General features: G+C 32.1%; 19 protein-coding genes. 6 read left to right on the forward strand and 13 right to left on the reverse strand.

From position 1 onward, the window contains the following. Positions 1-51: 51 nt before the first annotated feature. Positions 52-1176 carry a molecular chaperone DnaJ gene (gene dnaJ / locus ELQ10_RS00705; protein ID WP_134250042.1) on the forward strand — a complete coding sequence of 375 codons (1125 nt, stop codon included), beginning with the start codon at positions 52-54 and terminating at the stop codon, positions 1174-1176. Between the two features lie 114 nt (positions 1177-1290). Here dnaJ and ELQ10_RS00710 read toward each other — a convergent pair whose 3' ends face one another. Beyond that, the gene (locus tag ELQ10_RS00710; RefSeq protein ID WP_134250043.1) at positions 1291-2568 is read right to left on the reverse strand and encodes a major outer membrane protein; all 1278 of its coding nucleotides are present in this window, start codon (positions 2566-2568) and stop codon (positions 1291-1293) included. A gap of 251 nt (positions 2569-2819) precedes the next feature. Then, a complete protein-coding gene (locus tag ELQ10_RS00715; RefSeq protein WP_052800689.1) occupies positions 2820-3275 on the reverse strand; it encodes a low molecular weight protein-tyrosine-phosphatase in 456 nt (151 codons plus the stop codon). A gap of 53 nt (positions 3276-3328) precedes the next feature. On the opposite strand from ELQ10_RS00715, the gene ELQ10_RS00720 reads away from it, so the two are divergent. Together ELQ10_RS00720 and ELQ10_RS00725 are read left to right on the forward strand one after the other, a co-directional pair. Further along, positions 3329-4513, forward strand: coding sequence for an MFS transporter (locus tag ELQ10_RS00720; RefSeq protein WP_052782837.1), 1185 nt, complete (start codon positions 3329-3331; stop codon positions 4511-4513). Positions 4514-4530: 17 nt separating this feature from the next. Beyond that, positions 4531-5193: a DUF4230 domain-containing protein gene (locus ELQ10_RS00725; RefSeq protein WP_002859315.1), complete on the forward strand. Its 663-nt coding sequence runs from the start codon at positions 4531-4533 to the stop codon at positions 5191-5193. Positions 5194-5235: 42 nt separating this feature from the next. Here ELQ10_RS00725 and ELQ10_RS00730 read toward each other — a convergent pair whose 3' ends face one another. From ELQ10_RS00730 to guaA, 7 genes are all read right to left on the reverse strand, one after another. Then, entirely contained in the window at positions 5236-5718 is a 483-nt protein-coding gene (locus tag ELQ10_RS00730) for a DNA-deoxyinosine glycosylase (protein ID WP_134250044.1), read from the reverse strand. Next, positions 5715-7874 (reverse strand): polyribonucleotide nucleotidyltransferase, encoded by a 2160-nt coding sequence (locus tag ELQ10_RS00735; RefSeq protein ID WP_070304805.1) that lies wholly within the window; start codon positions 7872-7874, stop codon positions 5715-5717. Before ELQ10_RS00735 ends, ELQ10_RS00730 begins: the two co-directional genes overlap by 4 nt. A 69-nt stretch (positions 7875-7943) precedes the next feature. After that, a complete protein-coding gene (locus tag ELQ10_RS00740) occupies positions 7944-9992 on the reverse strand; it encodes an LPS-assembly protein LptD (RefSeq protein WP_070304775.1) in 2049 nt (682 codons plus the stop codon). Beyond that, positions 9982-10434 carry an RDD family protein gene (locus ELQ10_RS00745; RefSeq protein ID WP_070304772.1) on the reverse strand — a complete coding sequence of 151 codons (453 nt, stop codon included), beginning with the start codon at positions 10432-10434 and terminating at the stop codon, positions 9982-9984. The genes ELQ10_RS00740 and ELQ10_RS00745 overlap by 11 nt, the downstream gene beginning before the upstream one ends. Beyond that, on the reverse strand, positions 10431-11681 hold the full coding sequence (gene purD / locus ELQ10_RS00750; RefSeq protein ID WP_002859311.1) for a phosphoribosylamine--glycine ligase: 1251 nt from the start codon (positions 11679-11681) through the stop codon (positions 10431-10433). The genes ELQ10_RS00745 and purD overlap by 4 nt, the downstream gene beginning before the upstream one ends. Positions 11682-11920: 239 nt before the next feature. Continuing rightward, positions 11921-13381: a hypothetical protein gene (locus ELQ10_RS00755; protein ID WP_002933663.1), complete on the reverse strand. Its 1461-nt coding sequence runs from the start codon at positions 13379-13381 to the stop codon at positions 11921-11923. 85 nt (positions 13382-13466) lie between these two features. After that, the gene (gene guaA, locus ELQ10_RS00760; protein WP_134250045.1) at positions 13467-15002 is read right to left on the reverse strand and encodes a glutamine-hydrolyzing GMP synthase; all 1536 of its coding nucleotides are present in this window, start codon (positions 15000-15002) and stop codon (positions 13467-13469) included. Between the two features lie 138 nt (positions 15003-15140). On the opposite strand from guaA, the gene ELQ10_RS00765 reads away from it, so the two are divergent. From ELQ10_RS00765 to ELQ10_RS00775, 3 genes are read left to right on the forward strand one after another with little or no spacing between them, the layout of a single operon-like run. Continuing rightward, positions 15141-15635: a hypothetical protein gene (locus ELQ10_RS00765; protein ID WP_070304770.1), complete on the forward strand. Its 495-nt coding sequence runs from the start codon at positions 15141-15143 to the stop codon at positions 15633-15635. After that, on the forward strand, positions 15628-17430 hold the full coding sequence (uvrC, locus tag ELQ10_RS00770; protein ID WP_070304768.1) for an excinuclease ABC subunit UvrC: 1803 nt from the start codon (positions 15628-15630) through the stop codon (positions 17428-17430). Before ELQ10_RS00765 ends, uvrC begins: the two co-directional genes overlap by 8 nt. A gap of 1 nt (position 17431) precedes the next feature. Further along, entirely contained in the window at positions 17432-18628 is a 1197-nt protein-coding gene (locus ELQ10_RS00775; protein ID WP_070304766.1) for a hypothetical protein, read from the forward strand. Here the strand turns inward: ELQ10_RS00775 and ELQ10_RS00780 are convergent. The 4 genes from ELQ10_RS00780 to ELQ10_RS00795 all read right to left on the reverse strand — a co-directional run bounded on the left by ELQ10_RS00780 (position 18625) and on the right by ELQ10_RS00795 (position 22301). After that, positions 18625-19527 (reverse strand): radical SAM protein, encoded by a 903-nt coding sequence (locus tag ELQ10_RS00780; RefSeq protein WP_134250046.1) that lies wholly within the window; start codon positions 19525-19527, stop codon positions 18625-18627. The two genes, ELQ10_RS00775 and ELQ10_RS00780, sit on opposite strands and share 4 nt — an antisense overlap. After that, entirely contained in the window at positions 19524-20546 is a 1023-nt protein-coding gene (gene hemE, locus ELQ10_RS00785) for a uroporphyrinogen decarboxylase (RefSeq protein ID WP_134250047.1), read from the reverse strand. Before hemE ends, ELQ10_RS00780 begins: the two co-directional genes overlap by 4 nt. A 179-nt stretch (positions 20547-20725) precedes the next feature. Next, positions 20726-21046 (reverse strand): invasion antigen CiaC, encoded by a 321-nt coding sequence (gene ciaC, locus ELQ10_RS00790; protein WP_134250048.1) that lies wholly within the window; start codon positions 21044-21046, stop codon positions 20726-20728. Positions 21047-21101: 55 nt separating this feature from the next. Then, the gene (locus ELQ10_RS00795) at positions 21102-22301 is read right to left on the reverse strand and encodes an MFS transporter (RefSeq protein ID WP_002892757.1); all 1200 of its coding nucleotides are present in this window, start codon (positions 22299-22301) and stop codon (positions 21102-21104) included. Positions 22302-22327: the final 26 nt, after the last annotated feature.

Here is a 22327-nt window from a genome sequence, read left to right on the forward strand (position 1 = left end):
ATTTTTAAGATTAAAATTCTAGCAAAATTTTAAATTTTTTAAAGGAATAATGTGGAAATAAGTTATTATGAAATTCTTGAAATCACGCAAAGTGCTGATAAAGAAACCATAAAAAAAGCCTATAGAAAAATGGCTTTAAAATACCATCCCGATAGAAACCAAGGCGATAAAGAAGCAGAAGATAAATTCAAGCTTGTTAATGAAGCCTATGAAGTTTTAAGCAATGATGAAAAGCGTGCTATTTATGATAGATACGGAAAAGGTGCTTTAAAAGGCGGTGGATTTGGTTCTAGTAGCTCAGGTTTTGGTGGTTTTGAGGATTTAGGAGATATATTTTCTAGTTTTTTTGGGGAAGGCTTTGGCTCATCATCGCGTCGTAGAAAAAGTTCAAACGATGAGAAAATCCCTTCCGATTTTATCGTTAATTTAAAATTAAGTTTTAAAGAAGCGGTTTTTGGTTGCAAGAAAAATATAGACTTTACTTATAAATGCTCTTGTAAAACTTGTGGTGGAACAGGGGCTAAAGATGGAAAACTTCAAACTTGTCCAAAGTGTCAAGGTAGAGGACAAGTTGGGGTTTCTCAAGGTTTTATCACTTTTGCACAAACTTGTCCTGATTGTCAAGGAAGTGGAGAAAAGGCTAGTGAAAAATGTAGCGATTGTAAAGGTTTGGGTTATAATGAAAGCAAAGATAGCGTCGAGCTTAATATCCCAGAAGGTGTAGATACAGGTATGAAACTTCGTGTCAATGCTAAAGGCAATATCTTAAAAAATGGCACTAGAGGGGATATGTATGTTAAGATCATCGCTGCTGAAGATGATACTTTTATCAGAGATGATGATGATATATATATAGAATTTCCAGTGTTTTTTACTCAAGCTATCTTAGGGCAAAGTATCAAAGTACCTACCATACGCGGTGAAGCGACCTTAAATTTACCAAAGGGTGCTAAAGATGGACAAAGATTTGTTCTTGAAAAAGAAGGGGTAAAAGATGTTCATAGTTCTCACATAGGAAATCAAATCGTTCAAATTTCTATTAAATTCCCAACTTCTTTAAACGAGGAACAAAAAGAACTTTTAGAAAAACTAAGTGAAAGTTTTGGTATCAAAGATGGTATGCATCAAGAGCAAAAAGGGCTTTTTGAAAAAATCGCTAATTGGTTTAAGTCCTAATTTTCCTAAAGCTTTTTAGCTTGGGAAAATCTTTTATATAAAATTAAGTTTTAAAAATAAGGCATAAAAAAAGGCGGAGCAAAACTCCGCCTTGAAGTTAGACTTGAAAGCTTCTTAGAATTTGTAAAGAGCTTGAAGTCTTACAGTGCTATGATCAGCACTTTCTTTAGTGTTTATACCTTGATCTAGGTTCACATAAGAATAGAATGCTGAGAAGTTAAGTTTTGGAGAGTATTTGTAATCTACTCTTGCAACAGCTTCAAGTTTCTTACCGCCACCTAAATGAGCATTACCTTCTGTTTTTGTTCCACCGTATACGAAGTCAGCACCAACGCGAACTGTTTCGTTGAAAGTATATCCACCAGTTACATAACCGAAGATATTTCTACCAGTGTCACCATTTAGTCTTGAACCAGTAGTATAGAAAATTTCCTCACCTGCAAGTAAAGAGCCAAGATTACCTTGATCTTCGATTACAACTGTAGAAGCTTTTTCTTTATCACCGTAGTATAAACCACCAAGGCTAGCATCCCAACCATTTACTTCAATGCTACCTTTTAAAGCAAATAAATTGCCATTAGCATGTGTAGTATCATCAAGTTCGCTATCAAGGCTATTTCCTAAGTAAGCACCTTCAAGTGTCCAGTTGATTCCATCAAAGATAGTTGTGCTATAAGATGCATCTAAAGCATAGAAGAATGCTACTTGATCCCAGTAAGCTAACCATAATTGTGGGTTGAATTGTCCGCCAGCAAGATCATAAGAACCTACAGCAGCAGCACCGTAAAGATTTCCAATTGAGTCTAATTTAAAAGGAGCTATCTTAGGTGTAGAAGATGATGTATTGCTAAATCCTAATAAATCTGCACCTTGTTCTTCAGCCATGAAGCTGTCTACAGCAAAAGCAGCTAGAGTTAAACCATCGATGCTGTTGTTTACTACTTTAACACCTGTTCCAACTAAACCATCGATACCATTGTCTGTCCAGATAAGGTTTAATTGTTGTTTACCAGCAATTACACTTGTAGCAACATCTTCATTTGTATAAGTTAAGTATAATTGACGAACAAAAAGTCCTTTTTCGGCATTTGTTACGTTATCAACACCAGTGCCACCATCAACAGCGTTGTAGTCAAACTGAATGAAAGCTTTGAAGTTATCAGCTATAGCAGCACTGAAGTTAACTTGTGCTCTATAATTGTGATCTTGTTTGTTGTTGTTTAAATTTGAGTTGTTAACAAAATTTTTATCAAAATTACCTGTATCGTATCTGTATCTTAATACACCTGATACATCAACATCTTTGATCGCTTCTTCAAGTGGAGTAGCGTTAGCTGCTGAAAAAGCACCCGCAGCAAGAGCTGCAACTAAACTAAGTTTAACTAGTTTCATGAGAATTCTCCTTGTCAAAAATTAATAAAACATCGTAATTGTAGCACATAAATTTGGAGTTTTTTCTTAAGAAGCACTTAAAATAGTAAAAATTTTAAATCCGAAGGATAAAAACATCTAAAGAAAAGCCTAGCTAAAGGGATTTAAGCTAGGCGTGTAATTTTAAGGAGTTTTTCTTATGAATGTTTTTCGGTTCGTTTAGAAGTATAAGCCTAAAAAGTAAACGAGAAGTAATATATAGTTGTTTTAAATTATTTTGATAAAAAAACAAGTAAATTTTTACAAGCTAGGGATAAAATTTTATAAGTTTCATCAAAATTCCCGCTATACCAAGGATCAGGGACTTCATCGTAGTTTAGACTAGGACTAAAATCAGTGATTTTTAAAACTTTGTTTTGGGTGTTGGTGAAGTTTTTTAAAACATTTTTGAAGTTAGAATTGTCCATGGTGATTAAAAAATCGCTTTCATCGCAAAGCTTTTGAGTGAGTTTTTTGCTTGCGAAGTTTTTGTGTTCTATATTAAGTTGAGCAAGTTTGTTTTTGGTCCCATAGTGCATACCTTCTCCATCGTGTTCTCCTGAAGTTCCAGCACTGCTTATAAAAAATTCTTTTTCTAAATTTGCTTTTTTGACAAGATCTTTCATGATAAATTCTGCCATAGGCGAACGGCATATATTGCCTAAGCATATAAAGAGTATTTTTTTCATTTCTATCCTTGAGTTTTAATTAAAAATTATAAAAAATATCATACAATAAATCCATGGAAAATTTCAATAGAACTTTGCTTGTGTGTTGGTTTGGTGTTTTTACCACAAGTATGGGGCTTAGTCAAATCGCTCCGATTTTGCCTTTTTATATCAAAGAACTAGGACATGTTGATACGAGTGAAATAGCGTTTTACTCAGGGCTTGCTTTTGGGATCACTCCACTTTTTATGGCTGTTTTTTCACCTTTGTGGGCTTTTTTGGGTGCAAAGTATGGTTATAAAAATATGCTTCTTCGTGCAAGTTTTGGGATGTCGGTTTTAACCTTATGGCTTAGCTTTGCTCATAGTGCTTTAGAAGTAGTTTTTGTGCGGGGTTTAACAGGGATAATTTCGGGTTTTACTTCTGCTGCTGTTGTGTTTATCGCTGTGATAGCACCTAAAGAAAAAGTGGCTTATGCTTTAGGAACTCTTTCTACGGCTTCTATAAGTGGAAGTTTGCTTGGGCCTTTGTTTGGTGGCTTTGTGGCTGAATTTTTTAGTATTAGTGCGGTTTTTGATATGGTGGCTTTTTTGATCGCTTGTTCTTTTGTGACGATTTATTTTTTCATCCATGAGAGAAAAATTCAAAAAGAGGCGAAGAAAAATACTCAAAAAGTGAAAGAAAACAAAACCCTTATCATCGTTCTTTTTATCACTACTTTTGTGATACAATTTGGTACTTTTGGAGTGATGCCGATTTTAAGTATCTATGTTGAGCAAATTCATCAAGGTGGAAATTTGGCTCTTTGGGCGGGTATAGTAGTGGCTGCAAGTGGGATTAGCAATCTTTTTTTCGCACCAAAACTTGGAAAAATCGCCGATAAGATAGGGCCTAGTAAGATTATTTTTGGAGCTTTGATATTTTGTGGAATTTGCTTTTATTTGCAGGCTGTAGTAAGTAATGTTTATACGCTTATTTTCGTGCGTTTACTTATAGGTGTAGGACTTGGAGGGCTTTTGCCTTGTGTGAATGCCTTGCTTAAAAAAAGTGTGAGTGCTAAAAATTTAAGTGTGATTTTTGGTTTTAATCAAACTTGTCAATTTTTGGGAAATTTTTGTGGAGCTTTTGGCGGAGGGCTTATGGCTTCACATTTTAGTGTGGAATTTGTTTTTACTTTTGTGTGTTTGATTTTTATCATTAATGCTTTTATTTTCTTAGCGTTTGAGAAAAAATATATCTTTTCAAATCAAGGTTTATAAATTTAGAAAGGTTTAAAATGGAAATGATTTTATTTGTTTTAGTGATGATTTTACTTGTACTTTTGTTTGTAGTGCTTTTTAGGCAGTATAAAAGCCCTAAAATAGAAGAAAAAAGCACGCAAAGTTTTAGCGATATCATGCAGCTTAAATCCATAGGAGAATTAAGTGTTTTTCAAGTTTTTAGTAAAGAGATTGTCACTAAAAAAGATAGCGCTTTTAATGGAATTTGGAAAAATCTTTTAGGATGGTCTTTGAGTGAAAGACAGATTGCTTTGATTTTTGAATTTGAGATCACTTTCTTGTATGATTTAAGGGATAAAAACTTTGATATTTTGCCTTTAGGGGACGATGCTTATAAGATCATCATGCCAGAGTGTAGATACAAACACAGCATCATAGATATGAAATTTTATGATGAAAAAAATGCTAAATTTTTACCTTTTTTACTGCCTGATTCTATCAATAGTACGGGGATTAGTTTTAGCGAAAGTGATAAAAACAAACTCATAAAAGAAGCCAAAGATGAGGTTAAAGACTTGTCTTTAAATCTTATCCAAAATTTAGAAAGCAAAATTCATAAAAGCGCTAAGGATACTTTAGAAGCTATTGCTAAAGGTTTTGGAGCTAAGAGAGTGGAATTTGAATTTAAGGATAACACACAAAAGCTAGATATTAACTAGCTTTTTTCTTGTTTTACTTGGGGGGGGGTAATGCTTAGTTTGTTATTTTGTAAATTTTTTGATTATTTCATAGTTTTGTAAAAGCTGTTCAAAAGAAAAATTTAAATTTGCAGGAGAAGTTGAGGGTAGGGCTATGGCTTCTAAGTGAGGGTGAAATTTAACAAAAAATCTATAAGCACTTTGTCCTGTGGTAAAAATGGCTTGGATTTTGGCTTGAGAAAGGATTAAGCTTAAATCATTAGCTTTTGCATAACTTATGGTTTTATCATCTGAATTTTTTATCTTGCAACTTTGAAGTACATCCCAAAGAGCGATATGTTTTTTTCTTAAAAAGGCTTGTTGTTCTGTGATATTTTCTAATTTTACATCAAAAAGTGTTTCTAGTATAGGCCAAAAACGATTTCTTGGGTGTTGATAATAAAAGCCGTCTTGTCTTGATTTAATAGAAGGAAAAGATCCTAAAATTAAGATTTTAGAATCTTTGTCAAAAAAAGGCTCAAAAGGATGAGTTAGAAATTCACTCACTCACACAAATCCACAGAAATTTTTCCGTTTTTAATTTCGCTAATTTTAACTTTTAAGCTTTGGTTTTCGCTTAAATTAAGATGCTTGCTTTTTGAACTATGCAATAAACCATCAACACCATTTTTAAGTTCCACAAAGGCTCCAAAAGGAGCGATTTTTTTAACAATACCTTGAAATTCTTGCCCAAGTTCAAAGCCTGATATATCTTTGTCTTTAGAGCCTTTTTTAGTTCCTTTTTGAGAGCTTGTGATGTTTATGATGTAGTCTTTTGCGGCTTTGATTTGCTCGTTTTGACTACCTGCTATTTTTACTTCACCTTTTTCGCGATCTAAGTCTATAGAAACGCCAAATTTTTCTATGATTTCTTTGATGGTTTTTCCAGCTTGTCCTATGATATCAACGATTTTTGAAGGATCAACGCTAAAAAGCTCAAGTTTAGGTAAAACTTCTTCATTGACTATGATTTCTTTTGCAGCTTCTTCCATGATATTTAGGATGTGAATTCTTCCTTCTTTGGCTTGATATAAAGCTTGTTTTAGTGTTTCTTGATCGATTCCACCTAGTTTTATATCCATTTGAAGAGCAGTAACGCCGTCTTTGCTTCCTGCTACTTTAAAGTCCATATCCCCATCATGATCTTCAAGTCCCATGATATCTGTTAAAACAGCAAATTTGCTATCTTCAAAGATAAGCCCCATGGCTACTCCTGCAACAAGTTTTAAGCTTGGCACTCCTGCTGCTTTTAAGGCTAAAGATCCGCCACAAACCGTTGCCATAGAACTTGAGCCATTGCTTTCTAAAATTTCACTGACTAAGCGGATTACATAAGGATAGTTTTCATCCACGCTTGGATAAAGTGCTCTTTTGGCTAAATTTCCATGTCCTAGTTCTCTTCTTCCTGGAGCTTTGATAGGACTTGCTTCGCCTACTGAAAAACCTGGAAAATTATAATTTACCATAAAGCGTTCGCTTATAGGATTTTTTTCTGTAAGCAAGTCTATCATTTGAGCGTCGTTTTCTCCGCCTAAGGTTGCAACCACTAGAGCTTGAGTTTGTCCACGAGTGAAAAGACAAGAGCCATGAGCGTTTGGCAAGATATTGGTTTCTATACTGATAGGACGTACCTCGTTTAAACTTCTACCATCAGCTCTTTTACCTTCATTTAAAATTTGCTCACGAATAAGTTTGCGTTTGACTTTAGCTAAGGTATTTAAGACACTTTCTTCGCTCCAGTCTTTAGCGATTTCAAGATTTAAAATTTCTTTAGCAATTTTATTTAGTTCGCTTGCTCTTTCGCTTTTTGCCATTTGGTTGATGGCTTCTTTGATTTGTTTTTGGAAATTATTTTCTATAAAAGCTAAAATTTCAGGATGTTCAATCTCATTTTTTAGTTCGATTTGAGAATTTTTTTTGTGTTTGCTAAAGGCTTCTTCATAAGCATTTGAACCATTTAATATAGCTTTTTGAGCTAAATTTAGAGCTTCTAAAATTTCATCTTCGCTAAGTTCATTCATATTTTGTGAAGTGGTTTGAGTTAAAACATCAGCATAGGGAGCTTCGATAAAGATTTCATTTTCTTTTTGATCAGGCAAGGCTCTCATTTCTATCATCAAAAGCTCATCTTTTACACCTGCTACATAGAGATCTAGGGTGCTATTTTGAAGTTCTTCATTGTTTGGATTGAGTATGAAATTTCCATCTATCTTTCCTATACGCACACCACATACTGGAGCTTTCATAGGTATATCACTAAGATAAAGTGCCACGCTTGCGGCATTTAAGCTCATTACTTGCAAATCTACTTTAGGATCAGCTGAGAGAACCATCACAACGATTTGAGTCGGATAAGCATAGCCTTTTGGAAAAAGAGGGCGTAAGCTTCTATCAATAATGCGTGCTGTTAAGGTTTCTGCATCGCTTGGTTTGGTTTCTCTTTTGACATAACCACCAGGGATTTTTCCTGCGGCATAAGCTTTTTCGATGTATTGGACGGTTAGAGGTAAAAAATCTTCTTCAACTTGTTTTTCTTCTCTTGCAACTGTAGCTAGAACAACGCTTTTGCCTTGTCTCATTAAAACAGCACCGGCAGCTTGTTTGGCGACTTTGTCTATATCAAATATTTCTGTATTTTTGTTAATTTCTATGCTGTATTGCATTATTTTTCCTTTTTTACCAGATAATAAATTCGTAAAATTTTTTAAAATATTTAGCAAATTTCATCCTTTTTAAATTTTGTTTTCACTTTCTGCTAAAGAGAAATCGTATTTTACTCCTCCTAAAGGATAGAAGTTGAAAATAAAATAAACTCCGCTTTGATTTTTAGCTGTGATGCCACCACTTGTGAGTTGTGGATCGATTCTTTCTCTATACATTAAAGAATAGTTCCAACATTTTCTTTGGTAGGTATAGCCAAGTTCCCACATGTTTGCATGAGCTCTTTGAGTATCAAACCAAATTCCACCAAATAAATTATAATTAGGCGTGGCAATATAATTTGCTCTTGTACCAATAAAGCTATATTTTCCATACTCATCGTTTTGATAAGCATGAGAAAACATCCAATTAAATTTTGAATTTGTATTGACTTCTATTTGGCTGATGACATTGGTAAAGCGACTTTGCTCATAAGAGTAAAGCACTTCGCTGTTGAGATTGATGTTTTCATTAAAATAATAAGTTAAAAGATTTTCAAGTTCATAGAATTCATTTTGTTTATTGAGATAGTCAAGTGAAATTCTGTGTTTGAGTTTTTTTTGTCCTTCGTTGTTATAGAAATATTGCACAGCATAAAGACTTGCATGTTCGTTTTCTTTGTCGTATTCTTCAAGATAATCTTGCGTGATTTTACCTGATTTTGCTCCTGGCAAAATGTAATTCACCCCTAAATTTAAAGTATGAAAGAAATTTTCATAAGCTTTTGAAAGATCGGTGTAGAGATTAAAATCATGAGTGTTTCTGAAATAATGCTCATGGTTTCTTTCGGGATCGTTGCTATAATTTACAAAAGAAGCATAAAATCTTTCTGTAAAAGTAAAGTGTAAAAAGTCTCCAAAAAAAGCGTTGTGATACGAGATAGGCAAGTCTAAATTTAGCTCATTTGCATAAGAACCAGCAGGTCGGTAAAAATTATGAAATGAAGCATCAAATGAATAACGCAAGCGTTCATCAAAAAGGTTATTTAAAAATCTATGATATTGAAAGCTTGGATATTCTTGTAAGGTTGTATTGTTGCTAAGTTTAGATGTGTCGATATAATATCTTGCATAAGCTCCGTAAAAATTGTTTTCATCGGCTAAAAAATAATTGATTTTGGAGGTTACAAGCGAGTTAAGATCTCGATAATCCCTACTTCCTAAATTTAAATAATCCACATCGTTGAGATAGGTTGCATCTATCCATAGGCCTTCTTGAAAATTATCACTGAGTAAAGATTTGATTAAATCATCTCTTGAATATTTTAGTTCTATTCCATAGTGGGTTTGATTTTTCAAATTTTCATCGTGAAAATAGGAGCTATTTTCCCTAAAAGCACCAAAATTTAATTCTCCTGTTGAATATGGAGAATCAAGAAATCTTAAAGTAGAATAAAGTCCAAAACCACGGTTTGTTCGAATTTGCGGATCAAGTTCTAAATCCCAATTTTCTTGAGTGGCTATATAAATAGGTTGTTCATAGTATAAGCCTTCGCTACTTTTTAAAACGATTTTTGGGATTAAAAGCCCGCTTTGTCTATGAGTATCAGCGCTAAATCCAAAATAAGGTAGATAAAAAACTGGGGTATTTTTAACATATAATCTTGCATTGTAAAGATGAACAAAATTGGTTTCTCGGTTAAGCCAGCCTTTTGAAAAACGAATTTCCCAATCAGGATCTTCAACATTGCAGCTTGAAACTGCTGAAATTTTGCTTTCAAAGACTTTATCATTTAGATGGCTTGTTTTGCTTTGAAACCATACTTCAAGATTGTTATTGGAAAAGAAAAAATTACTAAAATCGGCTTGATTGGAATTTAGGTTGATTTTAGCATAATCAGAATGTGATCTTTCGTTTTGTCCCCTTAGGATGTTAACATCGCCAAAAAGCTCAACATCTCCGGTTTTTTCATTGTAAATTGCTTTATTGGCAGTGATGAAATAAAAATCAGAAAAAATAATAACATCATTGTTTGCAGTAAGAATATCACCTTCTTTTTTTGCATCAAGAGCGTAAATATCAACTTGTGCTGCATTTAAAGCTATGCTAGTTCCTAGCAATAGGGAAAATTTACGCCACATCGACTACTATTGTCCTTGCTAGATAATCCTCCCAAGCTTTGCGTAAATCATTACTTAAAGCCCAAGCAAACCCAAGCATAAACGCCATAGCACTAACTTGTCTTATGGCAGATCTGATGCAACTTTGGATGAGATTGGGTTTGTCAAGAAGGTTTTCATCCAAGATGATAATTTTGCATAATATTTTTCCCAAACTTGCCCCATAAAGATAAGTAAAAATTGCTTGATAACTAAAATGAAGCAAGATGAAGCCAAGATAAAAATTTCCTATAATTTGAGTCGTTTCAAATAAATCTTTTGCTTGGATTAGACGATCATAAAAAATGATAAGCACAATCAAAGAAATAACCATATCATCGATTAAAAAAGCTAGAACTCTTTTTCCAAAACTTGCTATTTTTAGATTTTCACGCTCTAAGCGGTCTTGTAAATTTTCTTTCATTTAAGAACCTGATGAGCGATGTCTTTTCTGTATTGTTTTCCTTTGAAATTTACATTATCACAAAGTTTATAAGCATTTTTTTGCGCTTCTTCTATACTTTTTCCTGTGCCAACGCAAACTAAAACTCTTCCACCATCAGCCATTAATTTGCCATCTTCTAGGCTTACTCCAGCATAAGAAATATGAGAGTTTTCAGGAATGTTATTTACAGTAATTTCACTTTTTGGTGAACTTTTGTAAGGATAGTTTTCACTCGCGCATACAACCCCTACTGCAAATTCTTTTTTGATTTTGATTTTTGCGTGTCTTAAGCGTCTTTGAGTAGCAGCTAAAATAAGCTCTAAAGGATCTTCGATTAAAGGCATTAAAACTTCACATTCAGGATCGCCAAAGCGAACATTAAATTCTAATACATAAGGTTTATTTCCAACGATCATAGCGCCTATAAATAAAACGCCACAAAATTCCGCTCCTTCTTTTTTCATGCCTGCTAAAGTCGGTAAAATAATATCTTTTTGAACTTTTCTAAGCAAACTTTCATTCGCTAAAGAGCTAGGGGCGTAAGCACCCATTCCACCAGTATTTGGCCCTTGATCATTATCGAGTAATTTTTTGTGATCTTGTGCTGCAGGAAGTAAAACAAAATCATTGCCATCACATACTGCAAAAATGCTTAATTCATAACCATCTAAAAATTCTTCAATTACAACGAGTTTTCCAGCATCTCCAAAGCTTTCTCCGCTCAGCATTTTAGCTGTTTCTTCTATGGCTTCTTCATGAGTCTTAGCTATAATAACACCTTTTCCTGCGCAAAGTCCATCGGCTTTTACTACTATAGGAGGGGTTAAACTATATATAAAATTTTTTGCTTTTTCAATGTCATTTGTGTTTAAAAATTTGGCTGTTTTGATGCGGTATTTTTTAAGAAAGCTTTTCATAAAAGATTTTGAGGTTTCAAGCATTGCAGCAGCTTTACTTGGCCCAAAAATAGCAAGTCCTTGTTGTTTAAAAATATCTACAACCCCTTCAGCTAAAAAACTTTCACTTCCTACTATACAAAGATCAAAACCTTTTTCTTTTGCATAGGTTGCTAAAACTACTGGATCTTTTAGGTTTAAATTTGTTCCAAGACTTTCGGTAGCGCCATTTCCAGGAGCAAAATAAAACTCTAAATTTTTGTCTACTCTTCTTAAGGCTAAAGCAATAGAATATTCTCTTGCACCACTACCCAAAATCATTATTTTCATTTATATCTCCTTTTAAACCCAAACAGCCGTTTAACAAAGATTGACCCCAAAAAGTCAAAGAAAACCGCTAGGTAATTTTTAAAGGCTGCAACTTCTCGCTTTTTTCAAAGCTCAAACGATGCCACAGAACACGGTAAATCACACAATCGCAGTTAATAAAAATGTGTTGGATCGCTTTAAATACCACAAACTGTTTAGGCAAGGAAATTATAACTTAATTTAGCTTAAATTTCTATGTCTTAAATCAGTTTAAATTTGGTTTTTCCTGATTTGTCAAAATGTTTTCCTTGTAAAATAATATCGGCAACATTTTCCCAAACATGTTTTTCATCAATATAGACTATATCAAAGGTGTTATCACGCATTAAAGACTGATAATTCACTTTTTTAGGTGCGTATTTTACTAAATAATACGGATTTTGTGAAAAGTTTTCAATTTTTAATTTGCATAATAAATCTAAATCCGATGTGACAACTAAAAATTTTTTTCTTTGTTCTTTTGTGATTTTTTGAATATACACTAAAAGTTTTTGATCAAAAGGATTTAGAGCGGATTTGTTTAAGCGACTTAAGTAATGTTCTGCAAAAGAAAGAGAACAGAAAGAATTTTCTATATTACTCATAGTAAAATAAGAATTTTTAACCCCTGATGATTTTAAAGATAAGTGCCAAATTTTAACATCCATTATGGTTGCGCATAGATTTAAACCTGTGACAATTTTTTTAAAGAGCTTTTCTCGTGAAAGTTTAAAAGCATTTTCGAAAATATTGTAATTTTTCTTATAAAAATCTTCCCTTATAGCATCAAGTCTTTTTAGTGTTGTTCTGTAGTATTCTGCTTCTTTTTGTAGTTTAGCTAATCTTTCTTGCCTTGCTTTAAGTTTTTCAGGGTCTGCATTGGCCGCATTGCTTTTAAGATTTATTTCAGATTGTAAAGTTTTCATTTGTGCTTCAAGCGAGGCTAGACGATTTTTTCTTGTATCTATGGTGGCTACTAAAGCTTGGTAATGACACTGCAAAGATAAAAAAGTTTCGTTAAAAATTTTAGTGATATTTGGTTTTTGATCAGCTATCATTTGCTTGTATGAATTCTCTAAATGCATCATGATGCTTTTTAATGCACTAAATTGGGTTTGGTCTATGCTATTATCCATAAAAATTAAAGTATCATAAGCTTTAAATAAAAATCTTTTAAGTATAAGATAATCAAGTATGCAAGGAATTTCCTTTTCATCTTGTAGATTGGCTTGAAGCGTTTCTACGGATAAAATTTCATGGGCAAAATATTTTTGTATAGCTTGAGGTATAGTAAAAGAAAGAGGAATTTTTTCTATAGTGTCAAAGTCTGTCGTTCTATAAAGTTCTGTTATATAAGCACTTCTTCTTGAGTTTTGCAAGTCTTCTAATTCATCATCATTATCAGTTTTCCAAAAATCATGCTCAGTGATAAAATCCCCTTCTTTAAATTCTTGAAATTTTGAAGGTTTTATACCTGTTATGGTTTTGCTTGTTTGAACGGGCTTGCCGTCTTCTGCTTTTTTTTCGCTAGAAAGAGTTCTAAATTCCACAAGCATACCAACACTTGGCATACTTTTTTTATCATTCCAAATTTGGCGATTGAAGTCAAAAAAGGTATTTGCTGAGTTTGTAACGGTTCCACGTCCTGTAGAATCCATATAAATAGCTATTTTTCCATGCATATTTCTTCCTTGAAATTTCTTGAATAAATTCTAGCCTTATTTTTATAAAAATTTTATAATAAAAATAAGAGCTAGAAAAAATGGATCATTCCCATTCTATGGTTGCAGGTGGTTTGCTTGAGATATCATAAACAACGCGGTTTATACCTTCTACTTCATTGATGATACGGCGACTTATGTTTTCTAAAACTTCGTAAGGTAAATGCGAGAAAGTAGCTGTCATACCATCGCTTGCATCTACAACGCGTATGCAAACTGCATTATCATAAGTGCGGTTATCCCCCATAACCCCAACGCTTTTAACATTTAAAAGCACGCAAAATGCTTGCCAAGTTTTATCATACCAACCTGTACTTTTAAGTTCTTCGAGTAAAATTACATCAGCCTTGCGCAATAGTTCTAAGCTAGGGCGATTTACTTCTCCCATAATGCGTATAGCAAGCCCTGGCCCAGGGAAAGGATGGCGATAAACTACTTCTTTGCTAAGTCCAAGCTCAAGCCCTAAAGCACGCACTTCATCTTTAAAAATTTCTTTTAAAGGCTCTATGAGTTTAAGATTCATTTTTTCAGGTAAGCCCCCTACATTATGATGGCTTTTAATGGTTTTGCTTGCACCCACAACAGAACTTTCTATGATATCAGTATAAAGTGTGCCTTGAGCGAGATATTTTACATCTTTATGTTTTTTTGCTTCTTCTTCAAAAACTTCTATAAAGGTATTTCCTATGATTTTTCTTTTTTGCTCAGGATCTCTAATATTAGCCAAGCGACTTAGGAAAATTTCACTTGCATCAATACTGATAAGATTGATACCTAAGGTATTTTTAAACATAAATTCAACTTGTTCTTTTTCTCCGCTTCTTAAAAGTCCATTATCTACAAAAACTACTATAACTTGTTCTTTTATAGCACTAGCTAAAAGTGCAGCAACTACACTACTATCTACTCCGCCACTTACTGCACAAAGCACTTTATCATTGCCTACTTCTTCACGGATTTTTTCTGCTTGAGTTTTTGCAAAAGAACCCATATTCCAAACGCTTTCACAATTACAAGCGTATTTAGCAAAATTTTTTAAGATATTTTTGCCAAATTCACTGTGTTGCACTTCTGGGTGAAATTGCAGAGCAAAAAATTTCTTATCTTCGTTGCCAAAAACACAAAAAGGGCTATTTTCACTTGTGGCTAAAACTTCAAAACCTTGAGGTAAATTTTCTACCTTATCAGAATGACTCATCCAAACAGTTTGTTTTTTTGGAAGATTTTTAAATAAAGCGCTATCTTTTTTAACTTCTATGTTTGCTTTGCCGTATTCTTTATGTCCTGCAGGTGCTACTGTAGCTTTGTAATGATGTGCCATAAGCTGCATACCATAACAAATTCCAAGAATAGGTAAACCTAAGTCAAATATACCTTTATCGCAAAAATACGCATCAGTTGCATATACGCTTGCTGGACCTCCGCTTAAAATAATACCTTTTGGTTCTTTCGCCTTAATATCAGCTAAGCTCACATTAAAAGGTAAAATTTCTGCATAAACCCCTTGTTCCCTTAAGCGTCTTGCTATAAGCTGAGTGTATTGAGAGCCAAAGTCCAAAACTAAAATATCTGCTTTTTTCATTATTTACCACCTATGTAATTGTTCGTATTTTTTAATGGTTTTTACCGAACCATTTTGTTCATAGCTTGTGTATTGAGGGTTGCCTTTATATCCGCAAGCACAGAAGAAAATTAAGAAAAGAAATGCTAAAATCATCTTATGGGAAAAAGAAATAATATTAAGATGACTAAAAACGCTAGTGCTGTTATTAATGAATTGATGGATAAACCTCATTATAAGCCTTTAAAAACCTTATTTTTTTGCAAAGATTTTTTAAGTTCTTTTCCGCCTGCTAAGCAACGTTTGATTGCTAAAATTTATGTAAAAAATCATATTTTAAATATAATAACCTTACATCCAGCAGCTTATCAAGAATTAAATCATGATGATAGCAAAATTTATATTAAATTTCTCATAAAAGCGTATGGACAAAAATATCCTTTAAGTGGATTTGTTGATATAAAAGATATAAAAATCTTTTCTCAAAAATACACTTATACAGTAAATAAAAACAAAAATGATGAAAAACTCTCTAAAAATTCTTATTTGGAGCTTTCTAAGGGTGAATTTAAAAATTGCTTTGAAGATGAAAAATTATTTAAGAAATTTGAAGATTTAAGAGAGCTTATAAAAAAAGGTTCTAATCTTGACTAAAGAGAATTTAGAAAATGAGTTAAAAACTCTTCCTAATAGCGCTGGAGTGTATCAATACTTCAATCAAGAAGGAAAGCTTTTATATGTAGGTAAGGCTAAAAATCTTAAAAATCGTGTCAAATCTTATTTCGCTTTTACTCCAAATTTACATGCAAACCCAAGAAATTCTTTAAGAATTCAAAAAATGATTGAAGAAACAGTGCATTTGGAATTTATCACTACTAATTCAGAAGCCGATGCTTTGATTTTAGAAAATTCTTTTATCAAACAACTGCATCCAAAATATAATATTTTACTAAGAGATGATAAAACTTATCCTTATATTTATGTGGATTTTGAAGAAGAATTTCCACGCTTTGAGATCACTAGAAAATTAGTAAAAAAAAGCAAAATTAAATATTTTGGCCCTTTTTTTAAAGGCGCTAGAGAGCTTTTAGATGCGCTTTATTTATACTATCCTTTAAAGCAAAAAGCAAGTTGTAAATCCCCTTGTATTTTTTATCAAATTTTTCGTTGTCTTGCACCTTGTGATAAACGCATCAGCAGGGAAAAATACCTTGAAATTTTAGATGAGGCTATGCACGCGCTTTTAAATCCTAGTATTTTGCTTAAAAACTTAGAAAAACAAATGCTTATTTTAGCGCAAAATGAAAATTACGAAGAAGCAGCTAAAGTAAGAGATCAGATTGCAACGATTAAGGATTTAGAAGTTAAGGTTGAAATAGATATTGCAAAATTAGAAGATTTTGAAGTATTTGCTTTAGCTTTTGAAAATTCCATGCTTTCAACCTTGCGTTTTGTAGTGCAAAATGGAAAAATTATCAGTGTAAATTCTAAGATTACTCCTATAAAAAATGATATACAATGGGATAAAAATGAAATTTATAAGCAATTGATTTTAGAAAATTTTAGTATGGACATTCCTTTGCTTGCAAATGTTATTTATGTTTATGAAGAATTTGAAGATAGAGTGCTTTTGGAAGAAATTTTAAGCCAAAGATTTGATAAAAAAATCAGTATTAAAATCCCTAAAATAGGAGAAAAAAGAAGAATTTGTGATTTGGCTTTTCAAAATGCACTTTTAAATATAGAAAAAGAGCAAAAAAATCATGGTTTTACTATACAAAAAGAATTAAAGTCTTATTTTGAGCTTGAAAATTTACCCTCTTGTATAGAAGTGTTTGATAATTCTCATTTGCAAGGCGTGGCAAATGTTGGAGCTATGGTAACTTATAGTGCAAATTCTTGGGATAAGTCAAAATATCGCAAATTTCATTTAAAACATAAAAATGATTATGATCAAATGCGTGAAGTTTTAATGCGTAGGGCTTTGGACTTTGATAAAATACCCCCTCCTGACTTATGGCTTATAGATGGAGGAAAGGCTTTGCTTGATTTGGCTAAAGAAATCATTGTAAGTAGTGGGGCAAATGTCGATATTTTAGCTATTTCAAAAGAAAAAATCGATGCAAAAGCACATAGGGCTAAAGGAGGTGCTAGAGATAAAATTCATTCCTTAAAAGGAGAATTTAGCTTAAGTATTAACGATAAAAAACTACAATTCTTACAGAAATTAAGAGACGAAGCACACCGTTTTGCTATCAGCTTTCATCAAAATACTAAGAAAAAACAGGACTTGAATAGTTCTAAGCTTGTAAATTTAGGACTTAGTTCAGGGGTTATACAAAAACTTTTAGCGTATTATGGAAATTTTGAATCTATATATAAGGCTGATTTTAAAGATCTTGCAATGCTTGTAGGCAAGAAAGCGGCACAAAAGATAAAGGAAAATTGATTTGATATTAGCAGGGATAATTTTTATTTTTAATCTAATTTTAGCGTATTTAAGTATTGATATCTCAAAGCTTGATAGTGTTGCTGAACAACTGAAAATAGGTATGTTTTCTAGCATTTTTGTTTTATCTTTAACACTTTTTATTTTTGCTTTTAGACAAAATAGAAATATAAACAAAATATATCAAAAAATTTTTTACATGCAAAATGATTTTTTAAATTTTCAAAAAAAGATTGATGTTGATAGTGCGCTTGATTTGTTAAAGGAAAAATTTGAAACTACGGGTCAAAATTTAACTAAAATATCCCATGAAAAAGATAGATATTTGCATTTATTGGAGGAAAATTTATATCAGCTTGGAAATATATCCAATGCAATGCGTTGCTTAAATGAAGGGTATAATAAAGAAATTAATTCTTTGATTTTAAATGCCTTAAATTCTCAAAAAGATCAAATTAGATTAGAATTAAATGAGGCTTTAGAGCATCATAAAAGCATTATAGGGACATCTCACGGAAAGGTTTTGCAGTTTGAAGCAAGTGTGGCTATAGTTAATAATGATGAGCTTGAGAATTTTTTACTTGCAAATTTACTTTCGTATTTTGGCATAGAAAGCACTTGTTTTAAAAATTTAAGTTTTGATGTTAATGACTTTCATTTGATTTTTATCAAGGATAAAATTTTAAATGAAAATGTAAAGAAAAACTATGATTTTATAGTGATGGGTCGCCATAAAAATACACATTATGAGTATTTTTTAACTTTACCTTTTGAAAAAAAAGATCTTGAAAATATTTTGCAAAACAAGCTTGATAAGGTTTGCACTTTAAAATTTAAAACCCCTTATCAAAATAATGTATTGCTTTTTAAACAAAATGATTTTGATGCAACCTTATTTTTTAATATAATAGAAAAACAATGCGATAAAAATGTATGTATAAATTCTTTTAGTCAATTAAAACAAGAATTAAGCAAGGAGACTTATCGTTTGATTTTGCTTGATTATGAATTAATTAAATTTGATCTTGAGCAAATGAGAAATTTGCTAAGTGCTTATAAAAAACAGCATCCACAAAGTCATATCATCTTTTTTTCAAAGGAAAAAGTTAGGGATTTTGATTGTGTGAGCGAAGTTTTAAGTGATGTAAGTAGAAATGATCTTATAACTTTACTTAGAAAGTATTTGCCAAAGGCCTAAACTTTATAAAATTTAACTCCAGCTAAATCGAGAATTTTTACCTTTTTTTCTTTGATAAGTTGATTTAAGAGAGTTTTGGATTGTTCATCAAATTTCACTTCAATGTCTATTTCGCTTTGTGAGCGCAAATGAAGCATTTTTAATAATTCTTCTTCATTGAAGCTTAGTTTTTCACCTTCATAATGCCTTTTGGCTAAGAGTACAGGAGTAGAATCTATAAGTTTAGAAAGTTCTAAAAGTTTTTCTTCGCTTACTTTTTTAACGGCATAAGCAGGAGGTCTATCTATGGTGCTTAGATCAACCCTTAAAGGCATGATTTTTTTTAAAGCTTGATTAAGTGCTTTAAATTCTTCTTCATTGTCGTTAAGATCTTTAACAACTAGAATTTCCATAATCAAATCTCCATTAAATCTAGCTCTAAAATCTACCATTTTTTCTATCATTTTTTCTAAGTCAATGTTTTTTAAAGCTCTATCAATACGATAAAAAGTTTTAGCAACTGCACTATCTAGGCTAAATTTGACTACATCTAGTTTTAGCAAAGCATTAAATTTGTCTTCATCTAATACAGCTGTACCATTGCTTAAAATAAGCAATTTTTTATCTTTAGCAATGCTGCGTAAAGATAAAATAAGCTCATTTAAATAAGGATAAAGACTAGGCTCTCCGTTGGCAGTAAGGGTAAGAAAATCAAATTCAACATTTTTTTCAAGCATAACTTTAACTTCGGAGATAATTTTATCTATGCTGATAACTTCATCCTGTTTTTCTTGGGCTTTTTTTGGATCAAGCTCACAATAAACACAATCAAAATTGCATTGTTTTTTACTAGGGCTTAAATCTATACCCAAAGATCTTCCAAAACGCCTAGAGCTAACAGGACCAAAGAGTATTTTCATTTAGCTGAACTTTCTTGTACAAGCTTGATAAAATATTTTGCATTTTCAACAGGAATATCAGGCAAGATCCCATGTCCTAAGTTGAAAATATGAGCTTTATTTTGCATGGTTTTTAGTATTTTTTCCACTCCTTCTTTGATGGCATTTTTATCATAAAGTCTACAAGGATCCATGTTGCCTTGAAGAGTGTATTTGTGTGATAGTTTATCGCGTGCTAAATCAAGTGGAGTACTCCAATCAACCCCAAAAACATCAAAATTACCATCGATTCTATCCAAATAACCACTAATGCCTTTAGGGAATAAAATTACAGGTATATTTGGGTATTTGCTTTTAATAAAATTTGAAATTTCAAGCATATAATTAAAAGAGAATTCAAAAAACTTATCATATTCTAAAGCACTTGCCCAGCTATCAAAAATTTGTATAGCATTGGCACCTGCTTTAATTTGCTCTTCTAAATAAAGTTTTAAAACTTGAGTTAGTTTATTTAGAATTTTATGTAAAAGTTCTGGGTTTTGATAAAGCATTTTTTTACACTTTGCATAATTTTTACTTCCGCTTCCTTCTATCATATAGGTAGCTATAGTCCAAGGGCTTCCGCAAAATCCTATTAAAGCCTTGTTTTGAGATAATTTTTCTCTAGTAAGCTTTAAGGCATCATAGACATAATTTAATTTTTTATGTGCATTTTGATCGTCAAGTTTTTCTAAGTCTTCTAGGGTTGAAATAGGATTATCAAAAACAGGCCCTTCTCCTTTTTCAAAACGTAAATTCATACCCATTTCAAGAGGAACAACTAAGATATCTGAAAAAATGATTGCTGCATCTACATCTAAAATATCAATAGGCTGTAAAGAAACTTCAGAAGCTTTTTTATAGTCTTTACATAAAGAGAGAAAATCACCCGCTTGTTTTCTTACTTCCATATATTCTGGCAAATATCTTCCTGCTTGACGCATCATCCAAATAGGGGTGTAGGGTGTAGGTTTTTTAAAGCAAGCATCAATAAAAATCATTATTTTCCTTTGTTTTTAGCAAAATTATAACAGAATTTGATAAATTAAATTGGTCACTTTTTCTATATTTTCTTCATATGGAGGAAATAATAAATTTTTTCATTTTATCCAGAGTTATGAGAAATTTTACGAGAATTATTGGAATTCTCGTTTGTGTAGTTTGAGTTTTGATTTGTATACTAAGCCTTTGTATTGTTTGTGGTATTTCCTGCGTCAATTGTAGCAAAAAGCTTATTTAGCAAAGTCTCCTCATTTTTTTTGTATTGATCTTCTCTCATTTTTTGCCAAGCATAAGATCTAAAATCTTCTCTAACAGCACTAAGATCAATATCTTCGTTAGTAAATTTGCTTGAGCTTGTTTTTTCTTCTTCCTTTTCTTCTTTGTTTTTTACTTCATTTAATGTGGCTTGAAATTCATCTGCTGAAGTATTTTTCTCTTTAACCTTTGTTGTGGTGCTAAAAATAGCATTTGATGTTTTTTGAGTATTATCTACTACCATTTTCTCCTCCTTTATTTAACTTTACATTAAACAAACAAGCAATTTCTATTCCAATTTATATCTTTTTTAAACTTTTTCTTTGAAATTTTTTATAATTTAATTTATCTTTGGCAAAAAGTAAGGCAAAAATCAAAGCAGGGCTTACAAAAAGTGCCGAAAATAAAGCATTAAATTCTATACCCAATCCTGCTAAAACAATCCCACCTAAAAAACTTGCTAAGGCTATGCCTACATTAAAAGCTGCTTCATTCACACTTACTGTACTATCTATGACTTTATAAGTATGGCGTTTAGCTTTAGCAATGCTAAGCATTTTTAGCGCAGGTATAGTGGAAAAGGCAAAAAATCCTATCAAAGCTACGCTAAAAATGATTAAAATTTTAGAATGCATGGTGAGAAATACGCTTAAAAATACTAGAACTTGTATGCTTAAAATAAGACGCAAGGAAAAAATAGCACCTTTTTTATCTACTATTTTTCCGCCCCATAAATTCCCACAAATTGCACAAATTCCATATAAAAGCAAGATATAAGCTGTATCTTGGACTTTAAAACCGCTTATTTCTACAAGTAATTTTTGCAAATAAGTGTAAAGAACGAATTGAGCCCCACAACTACAAATGGTTATAGTATAAGTTTTTAACAAATTTTGATGCGAAAAAGCAGGGATTAGATTTTTAAGACTTGTTGGACTAGGATGTAAATTTTTGGGCATCATATGCCATACTCCAAAAAATGCTAGGCTTGTAATGATAAAAATAAGTAAAAAGATAAATTTAAAGCCAAAATAATGTCCTATAAAAGTTCCAAGTGGTACTCCAGTAACTAAGGCTACGGTAAGTCCTGTGACCATTATAGCTAGAGCACTTGATTTTTTATCATTAGGTACTATAGCACTTACAGCTAAGGTAGCAATGACAAAAAACACCCCATGCTGTGTTCCTGCTATAAAACGCGCAAATGCTGTAAGATAGAAATTTTGGCTAAAAAAGATGATGAAATTTGCTAAAGCAAAAATTCCAAGATTGATTAAAAGTTGTGTATGTCTATGAAAATGACTTAAAGGTATAGTAATAAGAGGAGCACCTATAACAACACCTATGGCATATAAAGTTGTAAGATATCCTGCGGTTTTTGCATCTACGCTAAAATACGCTTCAACATCAACCAAAACTCCTGCCATGACAAATTCGGTTACACCCATACAAAAAGCACTAAGAGCTAGTGCAAAAAGAGCTTTTTTGTAATTTTGCATTTTAATTTCCTTATAAAAAATAAAAA

It is taken from the genome of Campylobacter sp. US42a, assembly GCF_004379055.1.
Classification (GTDB): domain Bacteria; phylum Campylobacterota; class Campylobacteria; order Campylobacterales; family Campylobacteraceae; genus Campylobacter_D; species Campylobacter_D jejuni.

Coding starts and splice junctions, on each gene's coding strand:
- ELQ10_RS00710 (WP_134250043.1), bottom strand. CDS start 2,568: ATGAAACTAGTTAAACTTAGTTTAGTTGCAGCTCTTGCTGCGGGTGCT.
- ELQ10_RS00715 (WP_052800689.1), bottom strand. CDS start 3,275: ATGAAAAAAATACTCTTTATATGCTTAGGCAATATATGCCGTTCGCCT.
- ELQ10_RS00720 (WP_052782837.1), top strand. CDS start 3,329: ATGGAAAATTTCAATAGAACTTTGCTTGTGTGTTGGTTTGGTGTTTTT.
- ELQ10_RS00725 (WP_002859315.1), top strand. CDS start 4,531: ATGGAAATGATTTTATTTGTTTTAGTGATGATTTTACTTGTACTTTTG.
- ELQ10_RS00735 (WP_070304805.1), bottom strand. CDS start 7,874: ATGCAATACAGCATAGAAATTAACAAAAATACAGAAATATTTGATATA.
- ELQ10_RS00740 (WP_070304775.1), bottom strand. CDS start 9,992: ATGTGGCGTAAATTTTCCCTATTGCTAGGAACTAGCATAGCTTTAAAT.
- ELQ10_RS00745 (WP_070304772.1), bottom strand. CDS start 10,434: ATGAAAGAAAATTTACAAGACCGCTTAGAGCGTGAAAATCTAAAAATA.
- purD (WP_002859311.1), bottom strand. CDS start 11,681: ATGAAAATAATGATTTTGGGTAGTGGTGCAAGAGAATATTCTATTGCT.
- ELQ10_RS00755 (WP_002933663.1), bottom strand. CDS start 13,381: ATGCATGGAAAAATAGCTATTTATATGGATTCTACAGGACGTGGAACC.
- guaA (WP_134250045.1), bottom strand. CDS start 15,002: ATGAAAAAAGCAGATATTTTAGTTTTGGACTTTGGCTCTCAATACACT.
- ELQ10_RS00765 (WP_070304770.1), top strand. CDS start 15,141: ATGGGAAAAAGAAATAATATTAAGATGACTAAAAACGCTAGTGCTGTT.
- ELQ10_RS00780 (WP_134250046.1), bottom strand. CDS start 19,527: ATGAAAATACTCTTTGGTCCTGTTAGCTCTAGGCGTTTTGGAAGATCT.
- hemE (WP_134250047.1), bottom strand. CDS start 20,546: ATGATTTTTATTGATGCTTGCTTTAAAAAACCTACACCCTACACCCCT.
- ciaC (WP_134250048.1), bottom strand. CDS start 21,046: ATGGTAGTAGATAATACTCAAAAAACATCAAATGCTATTTTTAGCACC.
- ELQ10_RS00795 (WP_002892757.1), bottom strand. CDS start 22,301: ATGCAAAATTACAAAAAAGCTCTTTTTGCACTAGCTCTTAGTGCTTTT.